22 protein-coding genes, 1 tRNA gene and 1 pseudogene are annotated in these 25,772 nt (G+C 53.3%); 10 read left to right on the forward strand and 14 right to left on the reverse strand.

What is annotated here, in order from left to right; genetic code table 11:
* Positions 1-31 precede the first annotated feature (31 nt).
* The gene (locus FYJ85_RS19685; protein WP_206213340.1) at positions 32-1,585 is read right to left on the reverse strand and encodes an ADP-ribosylglycohydrolase family protein; all 1,554 of its coding nucleotides are present in this window, start codon (positions 1,583-1,585) and stop codon (positions 32-34) included.
* Between the two features lie 159 nt (positions 1,586-1,744).
* Between FYJ85_RS19685 and FYJ85_RS19690 the strand changes: the two genes are divergently transcribed.
* The 7 genes from FYJ85_RS19690 (at position 1,745) to FYJ85_RS19720 (ending at position 15,737) form a co-directional block, all read left to right on the forward strand.
* Positions 1,745-2,527, forward strand: a complete 783-nt coding sequence (locus FYJ85_RS19690) for a helix-turn-helix domain-containing protein (RefSeq protein ID WP_206213341.1) — start codon at positions 1,745-1,747, stop codon at positions 2,525-2,527.
* Positions 2,528-3,270: 743 nt separating this feature from the next.
* Entirely contained in the window at positions 3,271-8,070 is a 4,800-nt protein-coding gene (gene mobF, locus FYJ85_RS19695) for a MobF family relaxase (protein WP_206213342.1), read from the forward strand.
* 38 nt (positions 8,071-8,108) lie between these two features.
* Entirely contained in the window at positions 8,109-8,381 is a 273-nt protein-coding gene (locus FYJ85_RS19700) for a hypothetical protein (protein WP_154420418.1), read from the forward strand.
* A gap of 252 nt (positions 8,382-8,633) precedes the next feature.
* A complete protein-coding gene (locus FYJ85_RS19705) occupies positions 8,634-9,614 on the forward strand; it encodes a GntR family transcriptional regulator (RefSeq protein WP_154420420.1) in 981 nt (326 codons plus the stop codon).
* A gap of 20 nt (positions 9,615-9,634) precedes the next feature.
* The gene (locus tag FYJ85_RS19710; RefSeq protein ID WP_154420422.1) at positions 9,635-12,760 is read left to right on the forward strand and encodes a GDSL-type esterase/lipase family protein; all 3,126 of its coding nucleotides are present in this window, start codon (positions 9,635-9,637) and stop codon (positions 12,758-12,760) included.
* Complete coding sequence (locus tag FYJ85_RS23355; protein ID WP_206213343.1) at positions 12,757-13,482, forward strand: type II secretion system protein; 726 nt, start codon at positions 12,757-12,759, stop codon at positions 13,480-13,482. The genes FYJ85_RS19710 and FYJ85_RS23355 overlap by 4 nt, the downstream gene beginning before the upstream one ends.
* 14 nt (positions 13,483-13,496) lie before the next feature.
* Positions 13,497-15,737: a family 78 glycoside hydrolase catalytic domain gene (locus FYJ85_RS19720; protein ID WP_154420424.1), complete on the forward strand. Its 2,241-nt coding sequence runs from the start codon at positions 13,497-13,499 to the stop codon at positions 15,735-15,737.
* A gap of 78 nt (positions 15,738-15,815) precedes the next feature.
* Here the strand turns inward: FYJ85_RS19720 and FYJ85_RS19725 are convergent, their stop codons facing one another.
* The 7 genes from FYJ85_RS19725 to FYJ85_RS19755 form a co-directional block, all read right to left on the reverse strand.
* The gene (locus FYJ85_RS19725) at positions 15,816-16,226 is read right to left on the reverse strand and encodes a hypothetical protein (protein WP_154420426.1); all 411 of its coding nucleotides are present in this window, start codon (positions 16,224-16,226) and stop codon (positions 15,816-15,818) included.
* Between the two features lie 46 nt (positions 16,227-16,272).
* Entirely contained in the window at positions 16,273-16,539 is a 267-nt protein-coding gene (locus tag FYJ85_RS19730) for a hypothetical protein (protein WP_154420428.1), read from the reverse strand.
* On the reverse strand, positions 16,536-16,937 hold the full coding sequence (locus tag FYJ85_RS19735) for a helix-turn-helix transcriptional regulator (protein ID WP_154420430.1): 402 nt from the start codon (positions 16,935-16,937) through the stop codon (positions 16,536-16,538). The genes FYJ85_RS19730 and FYJ85_RS19735 overlap by 4 nt, the downstream gene beginning before the upstream one ends.
* Before the next feature lie 155 nt (positions 16,938-17,092).
* Positions 17,093-17,464: a hypothetical protein gene (locus tag FYJ85_RS19740; protein ID WP_154420432.1), complete on the reverse strand. Its 372-nt coding sequence runs from the start codon at positions 17,462-17,464 to the stop codon at positions 17,093-17,095.
* Entirely contained in the window at positions 17,461-18,444 is a 984-nt protein-coding gene (locus FYJ85_RS19745) for a tyrosine-type recombinase/integrase (RefSeq protein WP_154420433.1), read from the reverse strand. Before FYJ85_RS19745 ends, FYJ85_RS19740 begins: the two co-directional genes overlap by 4 nt.
* A 128-nt stretch (positions 18,445-18,572) precedes the next feature.
* Positions 18,573-18,962 (reverse strand): hypothetical protein, encoded by a 390-nt coding sequence (locus FYJ85_RS19750; protein ID WP_154420435.1) that lies wholly within the window; start codon positions 18,960-18,962, stop codon positions 18,573-18,575.
* Between the two features lie 153 nt (positions 18,963-19,115).
* Positions 19,116-19,190 (reverse strand) — tRNA-Met (locus FYJ85_RS19755).
* Positions 19,191-19,350: 160 nt separating this feature from the next.
* On the opposite strand from FYJ85_RS19755, the gene FYJ85_RS19760 reads away from it, so the two are divergent.
* The 3 genes from FYJ85_RS19760 to FYJ85_RS19770 all read left to right on the forward strand — a co-directional run bounded on the left by FYJ85_RS19760 (position 19,351) and on the right by FYJ85_RS19770 (position 22,984).
* Entirely contained in the window at positions 19,351-20,043 is a 693-nt protein-coding gene (locus FYJ85_RS19760) for a metal-dependent transcriptional regulator (RefSeq protein ID WP_106051719.1), read from the forward strand.
* 62 nt (positions 20,044-20,105) lie between these two features.
* Entirely contained in the window at positions 20,106-22,316 is a 2,211-nt protein-coding gene (feoB, locus tag FYJ85_RS19765; RefSeq protein ID WP_154420437.1) for a ferrous iron transport protein B, read from the forward strand.
* Positions 22,313-22,984, forward strand: a complete 672-nt coding sequence (locus tag FYJ85_RS19770) for an HD domain-containing protein (protein ID WP_154420439.1) — start codon at positions 22,313-22,315, stop codon at positions 22,982-22,984. Before feoB ends, FYJ85_RS19770 begins: the two co-directional genes overlap by 4 nt.
* Positions 22,985-23,105: 121 nt before the next feature.
* Here the strand turns inward: FYJ85_RS19770 and FYJ85_RS19775 are convergent, their stop codons facing one another.
* The 6 genes and pseudogenes from FYJ85_RS19775 to FYJ85_RS19800 all read right to left on the reverse strand — a co-directional run.
* Positions 23,106-23,585, reverse strand: coding sequence for a twin-arginine translocase TatA/TatE family subunit (locus tag FYJ85_RS19775; protein ID WP_154420441.1), 480 nt, complete (start codon positions 23,583-23,585; stop codon positions 23,106-23,108).
* Positions 23,586-23,709: 124 nt separating this feature from the next.
* Positions 23,710-24,333: a hypothetical protein gene (locus FYJ85_RS19780; protein ID WP_154420443.1), complete on the reverse strand. Its 624-nt coding sequence runs from the start codon at positions 24,331-24,333 to the stop codon at positions 23,710-23,712.
* Positions 24,334-24,459: 126 nt separating this feature from the next.
* Positions 24,460-24,627, reverse strand: a complete 168-nt coding sequence (locus tag FYJ85_RS19785; RefSeq protein ID WP_154420445.1) for a hypothetical protein — start codon at positions 24,625-24,627, stop codon at positions 24,460-24,462.
* A gap of 43 nt (positions 24,628-24,670) precedes the next feature.
* Positions 24,671-25,027: a hypothetical protein gene (locus FYJ85_RS19790; protein ID WP_154420447.1), complete on the reverse strand. Its 357-nt coding sequence runs from the start codon at positions 25,025-25,027 to the stop codon at positions 24,671-24,673.
* A 13-nt stretch (positions 25,028-25,040) separates the two neighbouring features.
* Positions 25,041-25,337 carry a glycogen-binding domain-containing protein gene (locus tag FYJ85_RS19795; protein ID WP_106051725.1) on the reverse strand — a complete coding sequence of 99 codons (297 nt, stop codon included), beginning with the start codon at positions 25,335-25,337 and terminating at the stop codon, positions 25,041-25,043.
* Positions 25,338-25,472: 135 nt separating this feature from the next.
* Positions 25,473-25,730, reverse strand: a pseudogene (locus tag FYJ85_RS19800) (hypothetical protein); the annotation flags it as partial.
* Positions 25,731-25,772: the final 42 nt, after the last annotated feature.

The following is a 25,772-nucleotide window of genomic DNA, read 5'->3' on the forward strand; positions in this document are numbered from 1 at the left end:
TCTTCCTTTTTCTGTTATGTTAGGAGATTTATTACCGAAACGCTTCATTGTGAAAAGCCTTCGGGATAATCATCTCCGGTGATCCCTGGCCGACCGCCATTCCCCAATAGATCTCTTTTTCGCATTTGACGGGTTCCAGTGCGATAATCAGCGTATGGCGGCCGGGACTCAATCGAACAAAGCGTTTATACTGGTTCAGCGGCGCGCCGAAAAGGGTCGGGCTGAAGATCAGCATCCGTTCCAGGCAGGCAAACTGCCCGTCTCCGGGCCGCGGGGCATCGGTCATGGTCCGCTGGCGTCCGAAAAGCATATCGCGGTCATCATGAAGCTCCTGTTGTTCCTGATCGAGATAGACCTGGTTCGAGGTCGGAGAATTGAACATGATCGTGTATTCGCCTTCCCGTTCGATATTGAAACGGAATCGCAGCACAACCTGACCGCCGTCTCCCCGGTACTCCTCCGGGACTTCCAGCCTGCCGTTGATCGGCAGAAACTGTCTCGTTTCCCACGACAGTTCGGCGGGACACACGCGGTACCAGGCAAGATTGTGCTGAAACGCCACCTCTCCCGCAATCCTGTACGCGTCGAAATCCGGCGCTTCCGCCGCGCTCCGCGCCGCCGGTGCGGAAATGCGCCGGCGCAGTTCGCCGATCTGCCCGGAAAATTCCTGGATTGTATCGGCGCATGCGATTCCGCTGATCGCGGAGGAGCGCACCACCATTTTATCTCCGACGGGAGCCAGCCATTCGTCTGAAATGCAGTCGGGCTTGAGCAAACCGAGGAGTGCGCCGGCGGTTGCGGCCGTGCAATCGGTATCCATGCCGCAATTCACCGCGGTGCAGATCGTCCTGCCGAAATCGCCGTTTCCGGCAAGCAGCGCCAGAACGGTGAACGGCACATTGATGCGTACATCGCTCTTACATTCATTGGCGAACCGCTCGAAAAGCGCATTGCGGGCCGTGACCCAGTCCCGGGACTGATCCCACAACTCGACGGCCGCGGAAATTCCCTGAGCCAGAATGCTCTCCGCGGGAATATGCTCCAATCCCGCCCGAATCAATACCCGGACATCCGATTCGCGGAAAGCCAGCGCTTCCATGACGGCAAAGAAAACTTCCGCCCATACACCGTCGCCGTCGTGATCGATACAGGCGTCTTCATAGGCCCATGCCGCGGCCCGTTCCGCATCGCCGGGAGCGAGGCAGGCCCAGAGTTCGCTGCGGATCGCCGCTCCCATTCCGCAGGTGAAATGATTGTCGAAGCTGCCGGAAAACGGGGGGCGGATTCCCAGCGAAAGATTGCGCATCGCCACGGCGTATTCGTCGACATGGAAATTCATATGCTTTTCCCAGATCCCCGCAAGCACTTCCCGGTCCGCCGCCGGTTTTTCCATTTTCAGGAGGGCGGCGACGTACATCGCCTGAAGCTCAAGGTCGTCGTTGGGCATGGCCTCCTGCGGCACCGGATCGTAAAAGGTGAGATGATTGATCTGCGGGAATCCCTCATAGGGACCGCCCAGAGTCCCGCCGATATTCTTTCCGTGCCAGCAGGCCATCAATTTTTGTTGATAGAGTTCTTCGTTCATCGCTTGCATAACCTCCAGATTTGAACCATATTTATTATACCACAGAAGCAATGTGCATCAAATGTCAAATCAAAGCGAAATATGGAAAATAGTATCAAAAAGCGAATTCCGGAATATCCGCAGATTCTAAGTTCCAGCATAGTTTTCGGGCATTTCATAATGAAATCCGACCGAAAATGGAGCAAACTTCTGCTTGACCGCCCCGGAATTCTGCTTTCTGTCCGAGGAGAGGGAGAAATCTTCTACCGGAACGACATTCTGGAGATCAATCCCGGCGAGGCGGTCGTATATTCCGCGCTCCCCAAGCATCTGTTCCATGCGGTCAGCGAGTGGGAGTGCTACTGGTGCCATTTGCCGGAGGAGTTCCTGTCCGAATTAACCTCCTGCCCGGAGAACACCCATGTGCCCGGAGTATGGCTCGTCCATTTCGGCCAACAGTCCCGCGAAAGGATTCTGGCGGAATTCCGGGAATGTTATCTGCTGTATCTGGAGTCGAAGGAACAATTCGCGCCGGGTATTTCCGGGCTGTTGAAGGTCATATTGCGGCGCATGGTAAATGAGCTCAATATTTCGGAAAGGGAAAACGCGCTGTCACAGGTTTTCGAGCCGCTGCTCCAGGAACTGAATCCGCCCTGGAAAAAATTGAATCTGACTGAACTGGCCCGGATGTGCAAAATGTCCAGAGCGACTTTTTTCCGGCATTTCAGGGAATTTTACGGCTGCACGCCGATCCAATATCGGGATAATATCCTGATCTTTCATGCGAAACACCTTCTGGTTTATTCCGCCCTGAGGATCACGGAAATTTCCGATCGGATGGGATTTCCGGATCAATTCTATTTCTGCAAGTTCTTCCGGGCCAAAACCGGATGCTCTCCAAGCCGGTTCCGGATGCAGATGCGGAATATGAAAACCGCTTTCGGCTGCGACGATGAAGAGTAGAAAAGAGCAGCGCTCCCTTTGAAGTCGCCCGGGGATATGACCGGAAACGCAACCAACAGCAGAAAAAATTCTAATCACATATGATAAATATCAAAACCATACAATAATAAAGTAATGCAATGAGATTTCATTGATTTCAGGCGTTTTATTTTCAAAACTCAATCCCTGCATTCCTCCGAAAACTGGCTTGCGCGGTGTCCATCCGGTTAGCCTCAGCGAAGTTCGCGGCAGGGGCCCGGCTGCATGCCAGTCGCCTGGCGGAAAACCGATGATAGCGAAATCGGCGAGGAGTTTTCTATAGGAAGTTGCATCTATTTTGCTAACCCCCAAATTCGCTTACTGCAAAGAGTTGGCCGGCAGGAACCTGCATTCGGCGATGGTAGTCGGTCCTCTATGACACTTGGAAAATTTGCAATGTGGCGAAAAGGTATATTAAGAGTTGGTAACACAAGGTTTCTTACGTATCCGCCAATCAACAGCCATGCAACTTGTTTTTCCTGTCAATGGAAGTTTTCTCAGAATTAAAATTTTGGCAGAAACAAGCTCCCCGGAAACGCCACCTTTTGTAATTCCGTTTGCGAACGGGGTATTACGTTTTATTTCCAACTCCTGATTTTCTGATGAGAAAAACGACGTAGTTTTTCTCATCGTAAAGTGTTGTTTACTTGAAGTTTAGCTGTGCTTCTCATAGGCTATATGCAGGTTGTTTTCTGATTGGGATAATGGATGAGGAGCATAGGGCTATGTTCAATATGACGAAGATTCGTGCGACGAATGGTTCTGGCAAGAGTTTCTATGCGAATCATCTGTGTTCAAATGATTATTATTCGGAGCATGAGAAAGTTCAGGGATATTGGAGGGGAGAGCTTACGGAGGCGTTCGGTTTGCGGGATAAGGTTGTGACGAGTGAGGAGTTCAGTCTGTTTCAACGGAATGTGAATCCGAAAACGCTGGACAGGCTGACGCAGAAAAATATGCCCGGCGGTCCGCGGTTCTTTGACTTTCAGGTGGCGGCTCCGAAGTCGGTTTCAGTGATGTCGATGTTCGACGAACGATTGATCGAGGCGCATCGGGAATCGGTTCGGATTGCGATGGCGGAACTGGAACGGCTGGCGGCGGTTCGGGTGCGCGACGGGGAGAACGTTCGGACCAACAATTATGAAACGACCGGGAAGCTGGTTTACGCGGAGTTCATGCACGATACGAGCCGCGCGCTTGATCCTCAACTGCATACGCACAACGTGGTCTGCAATGTGACGCGAGCGGGCGACGGCAGGTACAAGGCGCTCGAAACGCTGGAGATGTGCCGGGCGATCCGTTACGCGGGCAAGGTCTATCACAACGAGATGGCGGCAAGGTGCCGTGAACTGGGTTACGAAACGGTCGAAACGCGGGACCGGAAAGGCAATGTCATCTGGTACGATCTGGCGTGCGTTCCGGCTGACGTGATGGAACGTTTTTCCAAGCGGCGGCAGCAGATCGAGAAAGCGGAGGCGGAGTTCATCGCGGAGCATGGCCGAAAGCCGACGTTGAGCGAGAACAATTATCTTTCGACTTCGACACGCACGGATAAGATGCTGACTTCGACAAGCGAGAAAGTCCGGGAGTTCCAGATGGGGCAGTTGGGCCATCAGGAAGAGGAGCAATTGTATGCGGCGGCCAAGCACGCCAAAGAACATGGTTCGGTAACAAGCACACTGGATCGCGAAAGGACCGTGGAAGAAATCCGGAATGTGATCGATGAACTGTACGAGCGGGAGAGCGTTCTGAAGCTCGACAAGATACTGGCTGAAGTGCTGAACCGGAACCTCGGCAGGATCAAGTTGCAAGAACTGAAAAAGGCCGTCAAAGAGATTCCGGAACTGCGGAACCTGGGCGGCAATGCGGCGAATTCGTATTATGCTCCGGAAGTTGTGATTGAGCGCGAACTGTCGGCGATCGGGCTGGTGGATCAGCAGCGGAATGTTTTCGATGCGATTGCGCCGGAGTTTCAGGCGTTTCCGGGAGATCGGTCGCGGGAGGCGCAGGCGATGCTGATTCACGGCCTGTTGAGCTCCAAAGACCGGTTCAACCTGTTCCGCGGCGTGGCGGGCGCGGGCAAAACTTCGACCTTGCAGGAGTTCTGCAAGGGGCTGCGTTCAGGAGGCGTGACGGAGATCCGCCTCGTTGCGCCGACGAATTCGGCGACGGACGTGCTGAAACAGGAGGGCTTCGAACAGTCGCAGACGGTGGCGGGATTCCTGCTGTCGAAGCAGAAGCCTCCGGCGGGGGCATACGTGATCATCGATGAATCGGGTTTGAATTCGCTGCGCGAAGGCGTGGAGATTCTGAAGCTGGCGCGGAAGAACAACTACCGGGTGCTGTTCGTGGGCGACGCGCAGCAGCACAGCGCCGTCGAATTGGGCGATTTTTTCCGGCTGCTGGAGGATTACTCGCAGATTCAGAAGTTTTCGCTGACCGACATCCACCGCCAGCAGAATGCGGAATACCGGCGCGGCATCTTCGAGTGCGCGATGGGGCAGCATGAACAGGCGTTTGAACGGTTCGACAAACAGCACTTCATCCATGAAGGCAAGCAGAAATACTTGGAGGAAGCCGCCGGGAAGTACATGGAGTACACGGAACAGGGGCGGTATCTGGATCGGGCGATTCTGGTTGCGCCGACGCATGAGGAGTGCGATAAGCTGACGGCTTCGGTACGCGGCAAGCTGAAGGAAGCGGAGGTGCTTCGAGGTGCAGGACGCGAAACGGAGGTATTCCGATCGTGGAACAAGCCGAAAGCATGGCTGAAGGACGCTTCGAACTTCCAGCCGGGCATGACCATCGGCTTCATCCGCAACATGAAAGGCGTCAGCAATGCCGGCGAGGTAACGCGCATTGAAGCCGTAGACAGCAAGCAGTTGGTATTGAGCAACGGCAAGCGGATTTTTGCGAAGAGAGCTTCGGATTTCATCGATGTCGGAGAACTGCGGAAGATCGAGCTGTGCGAAGGCGATTTGATCCAGTTCCGGGTGAACCTGAAAGCGAACAAGATTTACAACGGGACGCTCGCGCGGGTGAGCGCCGATCCCGGCAAGGTCGAAATACTTTATTCGGACGGCAGACCGCGTGAGCTGATCGACATGCCGGAAAACTATGCGGCGTTCGATTACGGCTGGGTGACGACCTCCCACAAATCGCAGGGACGAACCGCCGAAAACGTCGTGGTGGCGGCCGAGTCGCTGGACCGGAAAGCGTTCTATGTGGCGCTGAGCCGCGGCCGCCGGGAGATGTCGTTACACTGTCCCGATAAAGAACATCTGAAGCGCGGCCTTGCGTACCGCACCGGCGAACGGGTAAGCATCCATGACCTGATCCGCGACCGGGAGATTCCGGCAGACGTGATGTTGCCGTTATCAGATAAGACAAGAGAACAAAAAGCGGAACTGCTTCCGGACTTCAGCTATAAGGATATGGCGGCTCGCGCTAAAGCTGCGATGCGAAAGGTTAAGGCGATGTTGAGTGATACTGTTGCGCTTCGCCGGATGCGGCAGCACCGGGAACGGCTTTACAACGAGCATACCCGTTTTGAAGTGGAAGAGCATGCGGTCGGTCTGCTCGGTAAGATTGTGGGCAGGATAACCGGCATGTTCAGGACGCCGGAAGCCGTTCCGCAGGAGTCGCCGCAGGCTGAATGGGAGCGGGAACGCGAAGCGGAACGGCAGCAGAATCTGGGGCTGGCCTGCAAACGGGAGCTCGAAGCGCAATGGAACGTGTTTGAAGGCGCATGGTCCGGTTACGTGGAAAAGCGCAAGCAATATCACGAACTTCACGGCGGCGGCGAGGCATTCGAACTGACCGACCGGGAGGCCGCGTTTCGGAAGCGGCAGACAACCCGGCAGCGCCGTGGAAAAGCGCCGCAGCCGCTTCCCGCCTGGCTGGAGAAGTGGGAAGATACGGCGCGTACAGAAGCCGAAAAGTCGCGCGCCGCTCTGGCGGCGCGGCTGGAGGAGGCGAAGCGCCTGAAAACGGCATGGGAGAAAGCCGATGCCGAATGGGCCGCACACTGCACCGCCCGCAAAGCGTACCACGCGGAACTCGGTTTTAGAGTTCCGTTCCGGCTCTGGGACAAAGAATACCGTTATCATACTGAACAGGAGCTCCGGCGCCGGAGTGGAGAGTTTCCGCAGCCGATGCCGGAGTCACTGGTCAACTGGAAAGCCTATATGGATGAGCAGAAACAGCAGGAGCTCCGGATGTTCTGGCGCGAAGCGCAGAAGCAGTGGGAGGAACTGCTCGCTGCCCGCAGGGCTGTTTATGAGAAGCTGCATGTGGAAGCCGGGTTCCGGCTGTGGCCGGAGGAAGAGGCGTTCGCGGCGGCGCAGCAAAAGCGCCGCGCCGCCGGGCTGGAACCGGAGGCGATTCCGGCGGAATTGTACAACTGGCGGGAGCGAGCGGGGGAAGAGGTTCAGCAGCTCGTCGAAGTGGCCGCGCGTCAAAGGGCGTATGAAGCGAAAGCGCAATGGAAATGGAAGTGGCAGGACTTCGATGAAAAGTGGGAAGCATACGTTAAGAACAGGACAAAACCGTCCAGGCTGGAACCGATATTCCAGGAAGAGATTGAGCTGCGGCGCAGTTCCCATAGAGAACCGCCCTCAATTATAGAACTTCCGGATTGGATGAAAATCGAAGAAGTGCTGGATGTTCATGAGCGTAACCTGAAAATCGAGGAGATCCGCAGAAAACTCGGCCTCCATCCCAGCGATGAGGGACAGCCGGTCGATCCCGACCGGAAGCTGTACTATGAATCGAAACGTGAGGAATTGTTCCGGCGGATTGCCGTCTACGACCAGCGGACGGCTTTTGAAAAATTGCCGGGCTGGATGAAAGAATGGAATCCGAGTGAGGCTCACAAAGCCAAAGTTCGAAATGCCATTTATATGAAATACGACTGTAACGTTGCGGATGAAAAGTTACTGGAGCCTTTGGAATGGCTGGAACTTCAGAACCGCAAGATCAAAGCGAAAGCGGAATACGCCACCTATGAGCATCGACTGGCGGTCGGCCCGGCCACAGACCGGCAGATGGATGAATTGAAATCGTTTGCAGCAGCTGGACTTCTGAAAGAGTGGCCTGCGGAGCCGGACCGGGAAGACGCTGAAAAACTGCTCGAACAATTCCGGGAGCAGGAACGGCAGCAGAAGCTGGCCGAAGAGCGCCGCCGCAACCCGATGGCGGATTGGCAGATGCGCACGCTTCGGGAACTTCACGATGAGGGACGGCTTGAAAAAGTTCCGGAGGGAATCAGTTGGCGGGAAGCCTCGGAGCTCATCGACCGGATCACATTCCACGATCCGGCCAGCCAGATGATGAAGAATGCCGTCCGGCGAAACATTGAAAGCGGACTTCTCCCGAGCTCCGCAGCCCGCAATCTCGACAGCATGACCGTCGGAGAGTTCCGGAAACTCCAGAAAGTAATCATGGAAAAGCAACAGGAACTTGATCGGCAACGCGAACAGTGGAGGCGCGAACATCAGCGAGACCGAGGCGGGATCGATCTGTAAGTTTATAACAAAAAACAATCGAAAGGAGCATAAAAATTATGAAAAAATGGTTTACTGTAAGTATGGGGGAATCGTTGCTTCCGCGTTTTAAGCTCACCACGGAGAACAGGAACTATCTGCTCTCCTGGGCGATGGTTACGCATATCGAAGCATCGAAGGATTTTCTGTCACTCCAATTTATCTGTGAGATTGGAATGGTACAGCTCTCCTCCGACGAGTCGATGGAGGCGTTGTTCGGCAGCATGGAAGCGGAGCGCGTACACAGCATCCGCGGCGAATTGCTCGCGTGCAGGATTATGCCGGTGGAATAGCTTGCAAAGAATGAAACCTGGCTTGTTGGAAGAACTGTTTACTGGCCTTAGCTTCATGCCTGATATTCTGCTTCTGGAACAAAAAACGATTTGATCGGCTTGTTAGCATTCAAGATATTTTTTCCAGGCAGTATTTCCGATTAAAGTTATAACTGTTTCAATAAAATTGAATATTTTTCAATATTGGTATTGCTTTTTTTTGTAAAATGTTGTATAATTAATTTCGCAGGTACAGAAGTACAGGAGATATTCATGAAAAAGATAGCGGCCAAAGAATTTTGCGATTTTATTCCTCCGCGGAATGTAGGGTTTCATGTCGAGCTGGCGAGTTATCTGCGCGAAAAGCTTGAATCGAATCAGTTTTCGACCGGAGATTGCTTTCCATCGTTGCGAGAAATGGCAGCATATTGGAATACGAATCCCTATTCCGTGAAACTTGCGATTAACGAACTGGTTCTTCAAGGGTATCTGACCCGTTCGCAGGGGCATGGGACATTTGTTGCCCCCAAACGTGGTGACTTTACCCGGATTGGTATTTATATCGATCATTCCATGCGGCAGAATGGCAACATTATGTACACTTACATGTTTGCTTCGCTGGTTGAACAGAAATTGACTGCCAAAGGTGCTTCCTGCATTGTGTTCAATGATTACCGGGACTTTTCCGAGCAGAAGAGTCCGCCGCAGGACTTGGCCGATGCAGTTGCCGCCGGAAGAATTCAAGCTGTTGCGGTTATCAGTTGGCGTGAGTTTTTCGGTAACTTTCCGATTCGGTACTTTTATCCCACTATCGATTATCATTTGGAACATGTTGCCGGGTTGGTAAAACAATTTGAAGCCAGGCGGGTTGCTCTGATAGCACCGGAAGACATTTATGAACATTTTCCAGAGCGCTTTCGGCGCATCGGAATCAAATTGATGCCGAAATATATACGGCAATTCCCCCTCTGCGGTGGCTTTACGCAAAATTGCGGTGCGGCGGTTTATGACTTCACAAGGGAATTATTGACTCGCTCGACGCGGCCGGATTTATTGATCGTGATGCCGGATTCCGCTGTGCAAGGTGCGATTCAAGCAGTGTTGGAACTCGGAATCCGTGTTCCGGAAGATTTGCGGCTGCTTCTGCACCGCAACTTGGGCCTGGAATACTTTTGTTCTCTTCCTGCGGATTACTGGGATATCGACTTGAATCAAGTTGCAGATGATTTTGTCCATGACATCATGGGAAAATAACCGGAAAGGAATGATAAGGAATGATTTTGATGAAGAAAAGGTTCTTACTGACTGCTTTTTTCTGTTGTTGCAGTATGATAGCCGTCAGTGCGCAATCCGCTCGTTGTTTTGATCCGGAGGGTTTCCCGGAGGCGCGTGCTGCAGAGCTGCATCGGAAGTTGCCGGTAGAGCTTGCCGCACAGAGAGAATGGATTGCCGGGTTTCAAACCCGGTTCGGTGAAGCGTTCACTCCGATTCAGCGGAAACGGATTTCCCGGCGTCTGGAAATGGCAGAGCGGCTTGCCGCTTATATCGAATCCGCTTTCAAATCAGCAGACAAGGATGATATTTTCTTTGCGGAACGTGCTATTTTACATCTTAAGAATCTCTGCACTTATCTATCGGATGAAGAGAAACTCGCCCGGCTGTTCAGTGAACAGAAGGAGATAGTTCTTTCCATCCGTGATTTCGGTGCCCAAGGCGATGGTGTTACCGATGATTCCGATGCTTTTCAGACAGCACTTGCAAAGATCGCCGGAATGAACGGCGTTCCGGTGAAACTATTCCTGCCCAAAGGGCGTTATCTTCTCAATAAGGTTCACCGGGTTGATAATGAGGAGAGCCATCTTGCTTTCCATAATCAGAAAAATATTACTGTTGAAGGTGAAACGCCCGATACCACTTTGATTTTTGGTGTGAATGAGAAAAACGGGGTTCGCGTTTTTAAATCGGAAAATATTCAACTGCGAAATCTGGTTCTGTTGAACCGCACCGTTCCTTTCATGGAAATGGAAGTGGAATCGGTAGACCCGGAAGCACAGACGATAACCGGAAGGCATATCGTTCCCTCCCTGCCGGCAGATGCGCCGCAGGTTGCCGGGTACGGCGGCCCCAAGTTGTGCTTCAGGAGAGACGGCTCACTGGTTACGGGAGATCTTTGGCTCGTACCTGACAGTCTGGTGACGTTGCCTTCAGGAAAAATCCGAATGGCAGTTCGGCGCGGCCCGTTTCATAAAGTGCGACCGGGCATGCGTATTGCCTGTCCGGGACGTCGAGGCGGTTCTGTGGTGGTATTTTCCTGCAGCCGTTTCTGTATGTTGGACCGGATTACGATTCACAATTCCTGGGATCTGGCGCTGGTCAACCATGCTTCACACGCCAGCACCTATTCAAAAGTACGAATTGTTCCGTTGCCGGGCTTGAGCTTTACCACCAACGGCGATGGTATCCATGCCGCTAATTCCGGTTTGTACAGCGGAATCGGACCAACTGTAATCGACTGCGAATTCCGTGCAATGGGCGACGACCCGATCAACACTTATAACCGGGGCTGGTATGTCGCCGCCGTACAGGATCATCAACTGCTTACACACGGCGGAGAAGCCTTTGCCGGCGATATCACTTATGTCTATGATTCCGCCACGGGAGAAATCCGGGCCGGCCTCACCGCGACGGAAACGACAGTACGGCGGAACTGGCGTAAATACAACGTAAGCGCAACCATGGTCAAAGAACAGATTCCAAGTCGAATCAAGTCTTTTGATTCTCTGAACAGCGAACCGCCGGCGGAAGATGAGTTAAGAGAAATTTACTTCGGAAAGTCCAGGCGGGAAATGCCGGATGTCGCATTCAATCCGTTTCGGGCCGGCGCCTGGGAAGTCATTGCCGACTGCGTGTTTGCCGACAATCGTAATTGCGGTCCGGTAATTCAGTGTGATAACGCACTGGTGGAAAATGTAACAATTGCCAATATCGAGTCCTTTGCCTCAAAAATCGGTGCTTTTACGACCTGGCGTGAAGGGCCGCCGCCAATCAACGTTTTGATGCGAAACTGCAAAATCCGCAATTCCGGTGGTCTCCGGACTGAGTTTTATGTTCTGAATCCAGATAACGAAATCGCCACAGGCCGTCACGTTCGTCATGTAACTTTCGAGAACAATGAATTGGTCAATTGCCATCAGCCTGCATTTACGATTGCGAGTTCCTCCGGAATTGAGTTTATCAACAACCGGATTGTAAATCCGCAAAAAGAAGCATTTAAAATTACCAATGCCGAAAAGCTGACTTTTCATGGAAATACCGTGAACGGGAAACCGTATACACCGCAGATCGCCGGAAAAACGGTCTGGCCGGTCCGGGCCAGTTTGCAGGGAAAACTGAGCAAGGAAGGAGCTTGGCGGCATGTCGGCGCGGGCCTTCAGAACTCCGGCGGCGACTTTGAGGCGCTTTATGCAGCTCAGTACTCTGCTTTGAAAAAAGTGAAAATTCAAACTGCTTTCCGCTTTCTGAAGCCGGAGGGCAAGGCGGGGCTGCGGCTGGTGGAACATGTGGGCGTACCGGATAACGGCTATTATTTTCTACTGGATGGGGCAACAGGTTTGTTTACCGTTTCCGTCCGAAGGCGGGAGGGGACGGTATGGAAGCCGGAACAGGTTGTCTTCCGGCGACAGCTGGAAACCGCAGCGGTGAACAGTCTGGAAGTCCTCTCTGAATTCACCTGGGTTGTCGTCAAGGTGAACGGGAAAGAAATTTGGAGAGGAGGCGCACCGCTGCCGACGCTGTTTCGTTCCGGCTTCGTGGCGTTCGATGCTCCCGTATCGGTAGAAAAACTGGAGATTGCCGGCGGTGGACATCAAGGCGGGATTCTGGCTTTTGGAGATTCAATTACGCATCACTGCAGATGGCAGGATACAGCAGGGAAATTGGCCGGGCTTGAGATCGGCAACGGCGGAATGGCGTGTGACGACACGATCAACGCCAGAAAACGTCTTGAAAGCGATGTAATTGCGCTTCAGCCTGACTTGGTGTTGCTTTTACTGGGGACCAACAATTCTTCTGCGACTCAGGCAATGACTGACCTGAAATATATCATCAGACGTCTCCGTTCGGCACGAATCAACGTAATCGTTTGCACGATTCTGCCGCGTCCGCAGCCGGAACAAGCCGTGAAGTTGAATCGACTGCTGCGGCAATATTGCAGGCAGGAGCAGATTTTACTGCATGACTGGTATGAGGTTATGAATGACGGTAACGGCAATATGAAAAAAGAATATGGAGGTGATGTTCATCCTAACACTCGTGGTATCGAAGTTATGGCCCGGAGTTTTATTGAGAACCCGGTTGTAAAGAAATTCATTCTCCAATCAACGGAAAGGAAAGACAAATGAAACTTCATTCCAGATTCAGTGTTGCAGCTATCGGCAGACAGGAAAACGGCAAGAAATTTACGCTAATAGAGTTGCTTGTGGTTATAGCTATCATTGCTGTTCTGGCAGGCATGTTGCTCCCGGCGCTGAACAAGGCGAGGGAAACTGCAAAGAAAACCTCCTGCTCCAGTAAGTTGAATCAGTTGATGAAAGCACAGATTCTGTATGCCGGCGATTATGAGGGCATTTATTATGTTTGGGATGGCAGATGGATCACCAAGGTACTTAATCTGGATGTGAAAATGGTTTATTGTCCGAAAACAACTCCGCAATCCACCAATAACGACGTGAATAATTTCAATGCCACTTTGGGTGTCAATCATCCGGATCAGGCTTACCTGCCGAATAGTTCCACCTGCAACTGGTACGCAATGAAGAAAGAAACGTATGGTGATTTTTTTCTTAGAAATTCTCCTTCTTTTTTCGGCATGGTAACCGGACGTATGAAAGCCCCGACAAAAATACCGGTTTTTGCAGATACGCAGAAAAAAGGGGATGAATCCCGAGGTATCTATTGTTTTGAACCGCGTGTTGATATCGGTGGCGGCCTCGGCCTTGTCCATAATGAAACGGCAAATCTTGCTTATGCGGACGGTCATGTCGATTCCATGAATCTGCGGGAATTGACGGCTGACGATGTTTCTGTCGCTTTTATCGGCGGTACAAAAGTCGCAATTCCGTGAAGTCTGGAGTTCTCATGCAAAATTGTAATATCAGGCTCGGTTTCTGGATTGCTGCTCCAGGAAAGAAACGTGGATACGAGGTGGATACCCGGGAAAACGCACCTGTTTTTCGTCGTGAGTTCGAAGTCAGCAATTCGTTTCAAAATGGCCGTATTCTGATCTGCGGTCTCGGTTTTTACGAATTATATCTCAACGGACACAAGGTTGGAGATCGTGTGCTTGATCCGGTTCCAAGCAACTATCTGACTCGAATTAACTATGCGGTTTATGATGTGACCGCTTATCTGAAGCCGGGGCGGAATACCGTCGGCGTAATTCTCGGCAACGGTTGGTACAACCCTAACACAAAAGATGAATGGTGCTTTTGGGCGGCTCCATGGCGGGATTGTCCTAAAATGACCTTGAAGCTGGAGCTGGACGGGCGTGAAGTTCTGTATTCTGATGAGAGTTGGCGTGTCGGCGAGAGTCCGATCACTTTCAATGCTCTGCGTAATGGTGAGTTCTATGATGCCCGGCTGGAAATGCCCGGCTGGTGTACCAACGGTTTCGACGATACGAAATGGCCGCCGGCAATGCGGATCGCCCCTCCCGGAGGAGACTTGGAGCAGGAACTGCAGCCTCCATGCAAAGTGCTGGAGACATTCATCGCCCCGCCGACTGAAAAATTCAATGTTTATGATGCCGGACGCAATCTTGCCGGTTGGGCTCGTATTTTTGTTGAGGGGGAAGCAGGAGCGGAAATTATTCTCCGCTATGCTGAACGGCTGACTCCGGCTGGAGAGCTTTCCGTGGAATATCAGGATATGTATATCCACTCCGGGGAATTCCAGACCGATCGCTATATCTTGAAAGGCAGCGGGACTGAAATTTGGGAACCGCGTTTCACCTATCACGGTTTCCGGTATATTGAGGCGAAAATCCGAGGCAGGGCAAAGATCCACAAAATCGAAGCCCGTGAGGTCGGTACGGCATTCAAGACGGCAGGAGAGATTGTCACATCTGATTCAACGCTCAACCGCCTTCAAAGCATGACACTCAATTCCTACCGTTCCAACTATGTTGGAATTCCGACTGACTGTCCCCACCGTGAAAAAAGCGGGTGGACTTGCGATGTGATGCTGGCTGCCGAAACGGGACTATTCAACTTCGAAGCCGCTTCCGGTTATCGCGGCTGGTTACGGATTCTTGGCGATCTCCAACGCCGGAGCGGCCAGCTTCCTGCACTCGCGCCGACTGGGGGCTTCGGGTTCAACTGGGGAAGCGGTCCGGCTTGGGACAGTGTACTCTTTTCCCTGCCGTATGATCTTTATCTTCATACCGGGGATGACGGCGCGATTCGGGAACATTATGACGGAATGAAACGCTATCTTGATTTTTGCGAATCCATGGCAACCGATCATATACTTTTCTTCGGTCTTGGCGACTGGTGCCCGCCTGACTGGGAGAAAATCTGCCCGGCGCAAATTACTTCGACCGGTTATTATTACAGAGATGCAAAATATCTGGCGAAGTTCGCCCAACTGCTCGGCAACAAGGCTGACGAGATTCGTTATACGGTTCTCGCGGATTCGATTGCCCAGGCATTTCATCGCAGATTTCATCTCGGAGGCGGTCGCTATGGAACCGGCAACGGCATCGGCGAATTCACTGCAACAGGCTGCGCACTTTATCATGGACTGGTGCCGGAAAAAGAGAAATTTGGTGCACTCGAATTTCTGATTGAATACGCAGAAAAGACGGAGTATGCGTGTGATTTCGGCATTCTCGGCGCAAAGTACATTCCGCGCGTCCTGGCGGAAAACGGCCGCGCTGATCTTGCGCTCCGTTTTTTCACACGACGCCAATTCCCCGGCTGGGCGCACTGGATTGATCTGGGGATGACTACTCTCGGAGAAATGTGGAATGGAACTTCATCACGTAACCACATCATGTACGGCGATATCAGTGCTTGGATGTTTCGTTATCTTGGTGGTTTTCGGCACAGTTGGGAGCAACCCGGCAAACGGTATCTGGAAATACAACCGATGCCGGTCATTTCCGCCTGCCGTTCTGAATATTGCCGCTACCTCTCCGATTGGAGGATAAATGGCGATGAATTCGAGATCGACATCACGGTTCCTCAAGGTGGTGCGGGATTGCTGGTGATGCCGGATGGTTCCCGTCATATACTCTCCTCCGGTTCAGCCCGATTTCGGTGTATCGTCGATTTGACGTTTTCTCCGGTCCTCCGGTCGCATTCGGCACTTCTTACATGACGTTTCATAGAAAAAGCGAAATATCAAAGAGCCAACTGGGTTACTTTTCATTCATTTTTTTCAGATTTATCTGCAGGATTACTCTGCGGGAGTAGATTGTAATGAAGTCTGATACGCCCTATGATAATAGCGGAGCGATGGAGCGGAGAGTCCCGGAAATTCATCGGAGCGGATGAGATCGTCCGCGTTTTGGGGACGCGGATGGGCGGCGATAAAATCCCGGCGGGCGGCGGTTCGGGCGGTTTTCAGTTTGAGACCTGCCGCGAGATGTTTTTGCAGGTAAGCATCGTATTCCGCTCCCCATTGGATGCTCCGCCGTAATGCTTTCTCGTGTCGTTTCCGGTGAAATTTGCGAAACTTCTCGGCATCGTCGATGAGCTTCTGAAGGCAGGCGTAAACTGCCGCCTCCGAGTCCTTGCGACATGCGGCAAGTTCGCGAAGCATTTCCGGGGGGAGATTCAGTTTTTCGGTGGAAATCAAAATATCCATGGCAGGATGCGGCGAACGGTCGTACTGCCCGTCCGCCGCCGTATGTTTACTTCATTTTCTGGAATACATGGATCGATCTGCGGTCATCAAGGGAGCGGTGAAACCGGATCAGTTCCAGCATCACCAGATATCGCAACGACTTCGCCGCCTGACGCGGCGTGATGCCGCATTGGGTCGCAAGTTCTTCCGTGGTCAGAACCAGCGAACCATGCCGTTCAAGCAGAACGGTCATCCGGCCGTAAACGAGTTTGACGTAGATGGGCAAATCCGTCCGGGACAGGATTTCCGCAGGAATGACGGCACCGGTGTTCATCTGGCCGCCTCCTTCCCATGGCATTGCGGAACGATGATTTCATCCTCCGGCACGCCATGGTTCAACAGCTCCCGAACGCTTTCGGGATCGATCCGGACCAGCCGCGGACTGATATTGACCGTCTTCAGTTTGCCGTTTTTGATATAACGGTTCACGCTGTTGACCGACACGCCCAGAAGCTCAGCGCATTCGCGGCGCGTCAGCTTCTTCTGAATGCTGCCCTGAATTTCCGAATGGCTCAAGGCTGCATGCAACTGCTCGCTTGTAAGGCCGGAATAATACTCCCGCAAGAGATTGACCGCCGTGTTCAATACGATGGCATGAGATTGATTCTGAATTCTCATTGATTTTTCTCCCTGATGTTGTTTTGTCGTTTCGGTTTGCAAACGCGCCTGCATCAGGGAGGCGGATTTTTCCGTTTTCTTCAGGAAAAATCACGAAATCACGCTCAAAAAGATGTTTTCACATTTCCGGATCGTTTCCGGATTTTAAGACAAAAAAAGACGCCTCAGCAGTAGAAGCGTCATAAAACCATTGAAGAATTATGAGAAAGTCAGTGCCGTCGGGCTTTGCGCGACATTTCTTCTTCTGACAAGCCGGGAATATTATTGCGGAGTGCCTGCTTGCTCCTAATCTCTCCGATGATCTTATTGGCCCAGGAAGCCAATTCAATCTCATTGAACAAAGCACTGTATCCTTCATAGGGACATCTGCCGTTGTCCCAATTTTGAATGGTCCTTCTGGTAAACGAATGTTTTACTTCAAGGTCACTGAGGCGCCGAAAGGCTGTATTGATGATGGCAACTTTTTCTGCAAGCGTCAATAGGCGCTTCGGTTTCATTGCCTGAATGTCGGCCTTCTGGAGCTCATCCAATCTCTGCAAAATTTCATCGACGGAACGTTTTTCTCGGAGTTCATGCATCATCTCTCCGCGCGTTGTATATCAGGTTTGTAGGAGAAGATCATCCAATTTTTCAGAGAAGAGATCGAACTGAGTAAGTGGAGCCAGCCAGGGCGAACTGCCTTTCCGCGCAACTTTGATTTCAGACCTATTTTTATTGCTTTCATAAATAATTTTGAGTAAAATAGAACCATAGACTTTCTCCTTCTGACGTTTAGAGTAGGAAGACGCTGTGCAGCTTCCCGTAGATCATCCAGATCGTTGTGATTGGCGTAGTATTCCGCCATCGCCACCGTTTTATGACCGGCAAGCTTCATTCTGACACTGACCGGAATTCTGGCTTTATTTGCCAGGATACAATAAGAGTGGCGAAGGCTGTGATGATCTTTGACGCTGGCGACCCGGCGTTCCGGTATCTGTATTGAAGTCGTGATGCCAAGTCCTTTCAGGAATTTGATTACACGGTACGAAACACAACCGGAATGGCGCAGATACATTTCCGCATGTTCCGGGAAGACATATTGACCGGTTTGCGGCTGAAACCGAAGCAGTTTTTCTATATCGGGGGTAAAAAACAGAACCATATTCGCTCCGGTTTTGCTGCGGTTACGTATGATGGCCTGCGCTTTCCTATCGACATTATCCCAGGTCATTGTACAGATATCGATTTCAGGCCAACCGGAAGCTCCGATCAGAAAGAGGGGACGGCAGAAACGGGCGTATTGACACCAGTGATCAAATTGATCGGATTGGCCTTGATAGACGTTTCGCATTCGCTGCGGATCTTCGGATATCCCTTCGGCGATTCTTGCGATTTCCTCCTGAGTGTAGATTCTCCGGGGAGTGCTCTCTTCTTCCGGCAGGATAACTTCGCTCCAGGGACTGACAATCAGCCCGGCATCTTCCATCAGGCGGGTGAAGATTCCTCGGCAAACGCAGACGATTTCTTTGATCGTCTTGGCCGAAATCCGATAACGGCTGTGATAGCAGACTTCGCGTGACATGTGACCATTTTGAACAGTATACCGGATTTCTTTCCGGAAACGTCCGTTATCGGTCAGATATTTGACATAGGCTTCGCAGTGCAAACGCCGGATATGGGAAATTTCCGTGATATCGGGATAAAAGTGCGCTATATAGGCACGGAAATCCTGCCAGTTTTCTTCAAGCCGGCATAACTGGATTGGGCGATACGTCTGGATGGTTTCAGAGCGGCCAATTCAAACGCTTCATCCAAGAGGACAGGATGACCGCCGGTCAATTCGTACTTGTAGTTTTCGACGAGTGCGACGACCGTTTTGTTGCGGCGGATATCCCGTTCGACCTCTTTCAGTTCTTCATTTTCGCGACGAATGCGGGCTCGCTCGGATGCCTCAAAGTGTTCTGCGCGCTTTTTGAGAGTGGCAATTTCCCGTGCAGAAGCTCCCGGCGGAATTTCACAGCCTTTACAGATGCCGGAATAACTGACTCCGGCAACCATGAAACGGTAATGAAACTTCTTGCTTCGGATTTTGATTGACATGGCAACTCCTCCCTGATTGGATCATTGCGATCCGTTGTGATTTGACAGGGAGGACTGTCGTTGCTGCTTCTCTCTGGATTTGCACAAATTTTACACAAACTTGTGACTTTGCCATTTTTCAGCTGCTCTCTCGGCATTTCCGAGCTGGAAAAATGGTAGCGGGGAATGGAATCGAACCATTGACCTTCAGGTTATGAGCCTGACGAGCTGCCACTGCTCTACCCCGCGCTGTCGATATTACTAATATACCCCCGCAATTCGATTTTTCAAGCATGCAGGGGAGAAAGTTCAGGAAAATTTCATCAAAAATTATTAGATTAAACTAATAAACAGGTTGAAAAACAGTTGCCTCATGATATATTAAAGAGGATTGAAAGGAATCGTGTCTATGAGCAACAATGTCATTTCCAGCAGTCTGGAAGATTATCTCGAAGCGATTGCCGAGATCATCGAAAACAAAGGCCATGCCCATACCAAAGACATCGCCGAACGGCTGCGGGTGAAGATGCCGTCGGTAACAAATGCGCTTCAGGCGCTTTCGGCGCGCGGACTGATCAATTATCAATCGCACAGTCCGGTCGTATTGACCAGCCGGGGAGCGGAAATGGCCGCGGTGATCCGTCATCGGCATACGGTTTTGAAGGGCTTCTTTTCCGGCCTCCTGAAACTCGATTCAAAGAAGGCCGACGAGACGGCATGCCGGATCGAGCATGTGATCGGCGAAACCGTGCTTTCGCGCATCGTCCTTCTGGTCGAAGCGATCGCCGAACGCGAGGACTGCGCACCGCTGCGCGAATATCTCGCGACAACCATGCCGAAACTCAGCGCCGAGGCCGGAGAAGATGACGGAAATCTGATTCCGCTGAGCGAGCTGCCGGTCGGACAGCCGGCCGTGGTGGTGCGCGTCGACGAAAACCTGCGCGGCCTCAAGAAATTTGCGGATCTCGGACTCGTGCCCGGCACACTGCTGCAGCTGGAAGGACATGCGCCGTTCGGCGACCTGCTGCGCGTCAGAATCATGGGAAGCAGTCTGTCGCTGCGGGCCGGCGATGCCGCGTTCATCAGTGTCAAGCTCACGTAAAGCGGGCTTTTTTTATCAGGTTGTTTAGCTTCTTCTAATTATTGATTAAGGATATCTATTCCATGGAGAGCAAAGTTTTCAGAATCGCTCTTGCCGGTAATCCGAATTGCGGAAAGACCACCATATTCAACCGCCTGACCGGAACGCGGCAGCATGTCGGCAATTATCCCGGGGTGACGGTCGAGCGCAAGACCGGTTCGTGCCGGATCAATGATTTCCGGGTCGAGATCGTCGACCTGCCCGGAATCTACAGTTTATCCTCCTCTTCGCCGGAGGAGAAGGTCGCATTTCAGGAACTGCTCAAAGGCGACATCGACCTGATCCTGAACATCATCGATGCGGGAAACGCCCAGCGGAACATGTATCTGACCACGCAGCTGACCGAACTCGATATTCCGATGCTGCTGGCGTTCAACATGATCGACGATGCGGAAAAACAGGGGCTCGTCTTCGATTTCCAGAAGCTGGAGGGCTTTTTCGGTTCTCCGATCGTTCCCACGGTCGGCTCGACCGGGACCGGCCTCGAAGAACTGCGCCGGAAGATTTACGAGATCGGCCGGGACCCCTCCCCGCAGCGGCCGGTCAAACCGAAATACGGCCCGAAAACCGATGAGGCGATCCGGGCTCTGACCGCCGGAATCGAAGCGCTGAACCTGCCGGAGACAAAGCGGATTCCGGCCCGCTATTTCGCAATCAAGGTGCTTGAAGATGATCCCGAAATCTGCCTCCGCCCCGAATTCGCCGCGTTCTGCAGCGAGGCGGCGGAGTGGCGCAAACAGATTTCCGCCCGGAACGGCATGAACAGCCGCACGCTGATGGCCGACTTCCGGTACGGCGTCATCGCGGGCGCCTGCCGGGAGGCGATTACGATCAGCAACGACCGCCGCCGCCAGCTTTCGGATGTGATCGACAAATATGTCACGAACCGCTTTCTCGGCGTGCCGATTTTTCTGCTGATGATGTATCTCGTGTTCCAGTTCACCTTCGCTGTCGGACAGTACCCGATGGATTGGCTGGAAGCGTTCTTCGGCTGGCTCGGCAGAACGGTGAACGAGGTCTGGCCGGTCGGACAGGCCGAGTTCCTCCAGCGGCTGCTGGTCGAGGGGATCATCGGCGGCGTCGGCGGCGTACTGGTTTTCCTGCCGAACATTCTGCTGCTCTTCCTGTCCATCGCGATACTCGAAGGAACCGGCTACATGGCGCGGGCGGCCTTCATCATGGACGGCTTCATGCATAAGTTCGGGCTGCATGGGAAGAGCTTCATTCCGATGCTGCTCGGCTTCGGCTGCTCGGTTCCGGCCGTGATGGCGACGCGGACGATCGACAACGAGAGCGACCGCAAGACGACGATCATGGTCGTTCCCTTCATGAGCTGCGGTGCGCGGCTGCCGATCTACGCGATGCTGATTCCGGCCTTTTTCCCGGAGAAGTTTCAGGCGCTGACCATGTGGATCATCTACCTGATCGGCATTGTGGTCGCGCTCGGCTGCGCGCTCCTGCTGAAATCGACGATCTTCAAAGGCGAAGGGGAAGTGTTCGTCATGGAATTGCCGCCCTACCGCTGGCCGACGCTGCGCAGCATCCTGATCCTGATGTGGGAGAAAACGTCGATGTACCTGCACAAAGCCGGTACGCTGATTCTGCTTGCATCAATCCTTCTCTTCGTCATCAACACCTTTCCCGAGAAAAAAAGCTTCTCGGTTGATTATCCGGCAGAAATTGCGAAAGTCGAGCATTCCGTCGCTTCGGAAGAGGAGAAAGCCGGAGAACTCTCCCGGCTGAATGCCGAACAGAAAGGCGAGCTGCTTGAATATTCGATTGCCGGCCGCATCGGGAAAGGGCTCGAAGTGGTGATGAAGCCGCTCGGGTTCGACTGGAAGGTCAGCTCGGCATTGATCGGCGCATTCGCGGCGAAGGAGCTGTTCGTCGCCCAGCTCGGCATCCTCTACTCGGTCGAGGATGCCGAAAGCGAGGAGTCGACGCTGCAAAGCGCCCTGCAGAAAAATTACACGCCGCTGCAGGGTTTCTGCATCATGCTCTTCTGCCTGCTGACCGTGCCGTGCATTGCGACGATGGCGGTCGTGAGGCGCGAGGCGAATTCCTGGAAATTCATGTTCGCGCAGATTGCGCTGTATACCGTCATCGCCTATGTGGTCACGCTGGTGGTTTTCCAGGCCGGTTCAGTGCTCGATATCGGCACGAAACCGTTCCTGCCGCCGGTCCGGGAAACGGCGATCGTCCGGCAGGCCATGCCGGACGGAGGAATGCGATGACCGGCGAACGATTCGAGGAGAAGTTCTCCGAGGTCGCCGCGCAGGTCCGGAGCAAGCTCGATTCGGCCAGCGGCTGCCACGATTACGATCATACGCGGCGGGTGCTGGCCAACGCGGTCCGGCTGGCGGAGCAGTTGCCGGAGGCGGATCTCCGGATCGTGCGGCTCGCCGCGCTTCTGCACGACGTGGCGCGCCCGGAGGAGATGGCGGCGGAAGGGAAGTTATGCCACGCCGAGCTCGGAGCGAAGCAGGTGATTCCGATCCTGGAAAAGGCCGGGTTCGAGCCGGAGCTGATCCGGCACGTCTCCGGCGCGGTGCTGACGCACCGGTTCCGGGCGAAACGGATTCCGGCGACGCTCGAAGCGAAGATCGTTTATGACGCCGACAAACTCGATTCCCTCGGTGCGGTCGGAGTCGGCCGGGCATTCCTCTTTGCCGGACGTGTGCATGCGCGACTGCACAACACGGAAAGAGAAGCGGTCAACTCCCCCGCTTACAGCCGGGAGGACACCGCCTACCGCGAATATCTCGTCAAGCTCCGGCATCTGCCGGACGGCATGCTGACGGAGCCGGGACGGACGATCGCCCGGGAGCGTGCTGCGTTCATGGCCGAATTCTTCCGACGGATGAATGCGGAAACCGGGCTTGACGCCAATATGCCTTCTTAGAGCTTATTCAGGGATAAGTTCTTAGCATTTATCTGCGGATGAAGCTCTCTCCGTCTGCGGAGAAAGAATGTTCGGGATTCTTCTCCGAAACGGAGCGCCTGCGTTATGCGGGAAATGCCCGTCAACGTTTCCGTGAAGTGTTTCCCGCTGTTTTTCTGGCTCCGCTTTTGACGGATCTTGCGCCGCTCTTCACTTTGGACTTCACCGCGGAGGCGGCTTTCTTCACCTTGCCTTTCACGGCTTTCATATCCGAACGGGCTTTTTTGTCGGCACGCCTGATATCTTTCTTGACTTCGGCCGTGTCAGGCGTTTTTTTTTCCGCCGATTTCACTTCGCCGTTTTTCCCGTCTTCGTCTTCTTCGGCGCCGTCTTCTTCCCCGCCGCCGTCGTCTTCTTCGTTGTCTTCGTCGCCCTCCTCTTCCTCGTCATCGTCCTCTTCTTCGCCCTCCCCTTCCTCCCCGTCTCCGTCGACGCCCCCTTTCCAGCCTTTCTTAAGCTCGTAGCCGGCGCTGCCGATGTATCTGGCGATTACCGGAATACGCTTGTAGCCGAAAAACAGAATCAACAGGATCACGGTCAGCAATAATGTAAAAGCGGTCATAATCATATCCTCCTCCCGATATTTATGAATGATCCCGCACAGCCGGGAATGACGCCGCCGGGCCGGGCGCATTTCACAGCGGCCCGGCCCGGCGCCGCAGGCGATCACCTGCGGCCCCGAAACCTTACTTCACAACAACACGCTTGAAAGCAACGACTTCCTTGTCGCTGTCGCCGAAGACGGTCGCAGGCATGTTCTGAAGCACATCCTCCCAGGCTTCGCCGGTGGCGGTAAAGACCGCAACGCCGTCCTCGTCTTCGATCTCCTCGTCGAAGGTGGTGAAAGTCATCACCGGCGGCAGTTTCCTGTCTTTGAGGGCCTTGCCGAGATCCGGAGACGGATAGCGCAGTTGCAGCGTATCGCCGTGGAATTCGACTTTCGCCAGTGCATGGACCGGGAAGAGCATCAGCGCGGCAATACTCTTTTCCAGCCTGGAATCCGGCATCTCCTTCAGGATCGCGTCGACATACACGCCGTCGCCGACACGGAAGAACTGCACGGCAAGCTTCGCCGTCTGGACCTGCTCGCGGCCGTCCACTTTGCGGGTTTCCCGCACAAGCACGGTTCCGTCCTTGTCGATCTGCAGATTGACCGCCTCGTCGAGACCGCCCTGCGGCTCGGCATACCACTGGCCGACCAGCTGCGCCGGCACATCGATCTTGTTCTTGCCGGTGTAGAACGGTTTGGCGAAATAAGTCCGCGAACAGCCCGTCATTGCCACCGCCGCAAACGCACACATCAGCAACATTGTGATTTTTCCCGTCTTTGTTTCTCCTCTTTTGTATTTCGATGGTCTTCTCCTCAGGAAAAACGCCCGGATGTCGCGGGCCCCTTCCCCCATACACTTCCCCGGCGCCTGAACCGGGGCGAAAAGCTACTCTTCCGCCAACTCCTGCCGCAGCAGGGCGCTCCTGCTCAAGCGGCATGACGCAATGCGGCGCGCCGCTCCGGAAGAACCGTGTTCCGGCCTGTTTCCGGCCGGCCGATGCGGTCTTTTTCCGTAAGGAGCTTTTTCGACGTAATCCTTATATGTCTTACCCATTTTCTGCTCTCCTTGCCTGAATGGAATCATTGACTTTATGCAGTTACCGCAGCAGCACGGCGGCGGCCGTCGCAGCCGGCGCGGCGCTCCCCGAACTGAACAGCGCAATGCCGAACAGCAGGCCGAGCAGGAAAGTTATGATAAAGGCCAGCACGTAGGCAAGCAGAACCGTCAGAATGGCGCTGCCCCACGACATTTTCCCCCAGTAGACCAGCAGAAACAGCACGACGATCAGGCCGATCAGAAAGCCCACCGCGGGAATCGCCGAGCAGATCGAGCCGATCAGCGCGATCACGAACAGCGTTCCGTAGGAGGTTTTGTTGCCGGTAATCCGGGTCGCAAGGTAGAAAAACAACGCCTGAACGGCAAGCGCGACGACAAACGACAGTAAAGAAATCATAACGACAGCCTCCTCAGTTTTCCGTTTCTTCCACTTTAAGCACGTTGTTCAGCGTGCCCATTCCGTTGACGGTGATGTCCGAATTGTCCAGGTCGAGCATCCAGTTGCCGTTGACGATGAACTTATACTGGTAGACGCCCGGTTCCAGCTCGACTTCAGCTTCGAAATTTCCGTTCCCGTCATCCTTCAGCGGAATTTCCCTTTCCCGCCAGCCGGTGAAGCAGCCGGCAAGATAAACCTCGCTGCCGGGAGCGGCCTGAACGGTGAACTTTCTCTTGAGTCCTGAATGTTTCTTTGCGGCGACAGACATATTTGTTTCCTCCTCTTCCAATGGTTATTTGACACGGCCGATTTCGGTATTGTCGGCTTTCCGGTCCTGAAGGGCCGGAACCGGATTCTCCGCCTCCTCCGAGCGATAATCCCTGCCGTTCTTCCCGATATACTGCCAGTTGACCTGCTTTTGCTGTTCCTGTTCGTTGCGGCGGACTTCCGCCAGGTCGCGGCGAAGGTCGTTATTGCCGCAGTTGCGATGGAAATTGTGCTGGAACATCACGGATTCCACCTCAATGCCGTTCATCAGGATGATCCGGCATTTCGTGTGCGGGTCCACGGTGTTCTTGTCGTACGGCGCGGCGTACAGCGTTTTCCAGTCCATCGGATAATTCTTGATGCTCTTCGGTTTCTCTTCAAACGGATTCATCATTCTGCACCTCCTCTATTGTGCATGAATACAAATTTACCCTTT

Origin of the sequence: Victivallis lenta (genome assembly GCF_009695545.1) — a bacterium.
Classification (GTDB): domain Bacteria; phylum Verrucomicrobiota; class Lentisphaeria; order Victivallales; family Victivallaceae; genus Victivallis; species Victivallis lenta.

Coding starts and splice junctions, on each gene's coding strand:
- FYJ85_RS19685 (WP_206213340.1), bottom strand. CDS start 1,585: ATGAACGAAGAACTCTATCAACAAAAATTGATGGCCTGCTGGCACGGA.
- FYJ85_RS19690 (WP_206213341.1), top strand. CDS start 1,745: ATGAAATCCGACCGAAAATGGAGCAAACTTCTGCTTGACCGCCCCGGA.
- mobF (WP_206213342.1), top strand. CDS start 3,271: ATGTTCAATATGACGAAGATTCGTGCGACGAATGGTTCTGGCAAGAGT.
- FYJ85_RS19700 (WP_154420418.1), top strand. CDS start 8,109: ATGAAAAAATGGTTTACTGTAAGTATGGGGGAATCGTTGCTTCCGCGT.
- FYJ85_RS19705 (WP_154420420.1), top strand. CDS start 8,634: ATGAAAAAGATAGCGGCCAAAGAATTTTGCGATTTTATTCCTCCGCGG.
- FYJ85_RS19710 (WP_154420422.1), top strand. CDS start 9,635: ATGATTTTGATGAAGAAAAGGTTCTTACTGACTGCTTTTTTCTGTTGT.
- FYJ85_RS23355 (WP_206213343.1), top strand. CDS start 12,757: ATGAAACTTCATTCCAGATTCAGTGTTGCAGCTATCGGCAGACAGGAA.
- FYJ85_RS19720 (WP_154420424.1), top strand. CDS start 13,497: ATGCAAAATTGTAATATCAGGCTCGGTTTCTGGATTGCTGCTCCAGGA.
- FYJ85_RS19725 (WP_154420426.1), bottom strand. CDS start 16,226: ATGGATATTTTGATTTCCACCGAAAAACTGAATCTCCCCCCGGAAATG.
- FYJ85_RS19730 (WP_154420428.1), bottom strand. CDS start 16,539: ATGAACACCGGTGCCGTCATTCCTGCGGAAATCCTGTCCCGGACGGAT.
- FYJ85_RS19735 (WP_154420430.1), bottom strand. CDS start 16,937: ATGCAGGCGCGTTTGCAAACCGAAACGACAAAACAACATCAGGGAGAA.
- FYJ85_RS19740 (WP_154420432.1), bottom strand. CDS start 17,464: ATGATGCATGAACTCCGAGAAAAACGTTCCGTCGATGAAATTTTGCAG.
- FYJ85_RS19745 (WP_154420433.1), bottom strand. CDS start 18,444: ATGTCACGCGAAGTCTGCTATCACAGCCGTTATCGGATTTCGGCCAAG.
- FYJ85_RS19750 (WP_154420435.1), bottom strand. CDS start 18,962: ATGTCAATCAAAATCCGAAGCAAGAAGTTTCATTACCGTTTCATGGTT.
- FYJ85_RS19760 (WP_106051719.1), top strand. CDS start 19,351: ATGAGCAACAATGTCATTTCCAGCAGTCTGGAAGATTATCTCGAAGCG.
- feoB (WP_154420437.1), top strand. CDS start 20,106: ATGGAGAGCAAAGTTTTCAGAATCGCTCTTGCCGGTAATCCGAATTGC.
- FYJ85_RS19770 (WP_154420439.1), top strand. CDS start 22,313: ATGACCGGCGAACGATTCGAGGAGAAGTTCTCCGAGGTCGCCGCGCAG.
- FYJ85_RS19775 (WP_154420441.1), bottom strand. CDS start 23,585: ATGACCGCTTTTACATTATTGCTGACCGTGATCCTGTTGATTCTGTTT.
- FYJ85_RS19780 (WP_154420443.1), bottom strand. CDS start 24,333: ATGTTGCTGATGTGTGCGTTTGCGGCGGTGGCAATGACGGGCTGTTCG.
- FYJ85_RS19785 (WP_154420445.1), bottom strand. CDS start 24,627: ATGGGTAAGACATATAAGGATTACGTCGAAAAAGCTCCTTACGGAAAA.
- FYJ85_RS19790 (WP_154420447.1), bottom strand. CDS start 25,027: ATGATTTCTTTACTGTCGTTTGTCGTCGCGCTTGCCGTTCAGGCGTTG.
- FYJ85_RS19795 (WP_106051725.1), bottom strand. CDS start 25,337: ATGTCTGTCGCCGCAAAGAAACATTCAGGACTCAAGAGAAAGTTCACC.